2 protein-coding genes are annotated in these 1,694 nt (G+C 64.6%); both read left to right on the forward strand.

What is annotated here, in order from left to right; translation table 11 throughout:
- Positions 1 to 728: hypothetical protein (locus tag KF708_24920; protein ID MBX3415948.1), on the forward strand; the 728-nt coding region annotated here is incomplete at its 5' end.
- 100 nt (positions 729 to 828) lie between these two features.
- On the forward strand, positions 829 to 1,694 hold an 866-nt coding region (locus KF708_24925), incomplete at its 3' end, for an NAD-dependent epimerase/dehydratase family protein (GenBank protein ID MBX3415949.1).

Consider the following 1,694-nt stretch of genomic DNA (forward strand, 5'->3'; position numbering starts at 1 on the left):
ATTTGGGACCGCAAGGCTGTCGAGTCTACGCTATCCGCCCCTTCTCATGCCGTGTTTTTGGCCACTATCGTGCCAGTGGCACTACTCTGCCCGTTGAATGCGTCTACCTGGGTAAGGATCATGAATTTCCAGCCCCTGACTATTATCGGGCGGTGCCTGGAGCTCTGCGGCTACGCGAACTGAGCCGTGACTTTCAACTGCGGCGCGTGCCGGGCGGGCAGACGAGCGGCTCACCATCAGGCGGCCTCGGTTTGAATCTGGACGATCCGTGGGATCGCGCCTTGGAGCTGGTGGGCCGGGGACATCTACCAGAACTGCCGGACGAGAACGAAGGTGAATCGTTATTTGCCGCTTATGTGCGGGCGCTGGTAGCCGGCGAGCGGGGAGAGCACGGAGAGGCTCTGCGTCACTACCAGCGGGTGCTGAGCGAATGCCCGGAACGCCACGACCTCATGACCTTCGCGGGCTTTCACGCCTTTCAATTGGGACGAATGGACCAGGCCGAAGCTTTCTGGCTACAGTCCCTACGGCTCTTTGCCGGCAACCCGTTGACGTTTTCTTTCCTGGGCTACCTCTACAGTCACCGCCAACTCTGGCAAATGGCGGCCGACTTCTTCGGGGCCGCTTTCGAACTCGAGCCGGGCCAACCACTTTACAATCAGCGCCAAGCCGAGGCTCTGGCTCGAATTCGTCTCTGCTCGAAACAGGAAGAGCCCGAATCTAGCTGAAACGGCAGGTGTGACTGCATGGCTTGAAAATTCTACGATCCAGGAAATACGTTCACACCCTCGTCAATGGCTGGTGACCGGCGCCGCCGGCTTCATCGGGATGCACGTGGCGCACGCACTGCTCGCGCAGGGCAAGCGCGTCACCGGCATCGACAACTTCGATCCGTACTACGACGTGTCGCTCAAGGAAGCGCGCCTCGCCACGCTGCAGGACGCGCCGGGCTTCGCCTTCGTCCGTCACGATCTCGCCGACGGTGACGCCACCGCGCGCCTCTTTCGCGACGGCGGCGTCACCGAGGTCGTCCACCTTGCCGCGCAGCCCGGCGTGCGGCATTCGCTCGATCACCCCGGTGCCTACGTCCGCAACAATCTCGTCGCATTCGCGAACGTGCTCGAAGGCTGCCGCCACGCGCGCGTGGCGCATCTCGTGTACGCGTCGAGCTCGTCGGTATACGGGGCGTCGCACGTGCTGCCCTTTTCCGAGGACCAGCGGGTCGACCGTCCGGTCAGCCTGTACGCCGCCACCAAGTGCGCCAACGAGCTGATGGCGCACAGCTATGCGCATCTGTTCGACCTGCCCGTGACCGGCCTGCGTTTCTTCACGGTGTACGGACCCTGGGGCCGGCCCGACCAGGCGCCGATGCTGTTCACCCGCGCGATCCTCGCCGGGCAGCCCATCCGGGTGTTCAACGAAGGCCGCATGGAACGCGACTTCACGTACATCGACGACATCGTCGAGGGTGTGACGCGCGTGCTCGCCCTGCCGCCGCGACGCGAGCCGGGCGGCGCCCCGGCCGCCCTGTACAACATCGGCAACAACGCTGCCGTCGGGCTCACCGATTTCGTCGCTATCCTCGGCCGTGCGCTCGGCCGCGAGCCCGCATGCGAGCTCGTCGCCATGCAGCCGGGCGACGTGCCGGCGACGTACGCCTCGATCGAACGCCTCCGCGCGGCCACCGGTTTCAC

The organism is Pirellulales bacterium (assembly GCA_019636335.1).
Classification (GTDB): domain Bacteria; phylum Planctomycetota; class Planctomycetia; order Pirellulales; family JAEUIK01; genus JAHBXR01.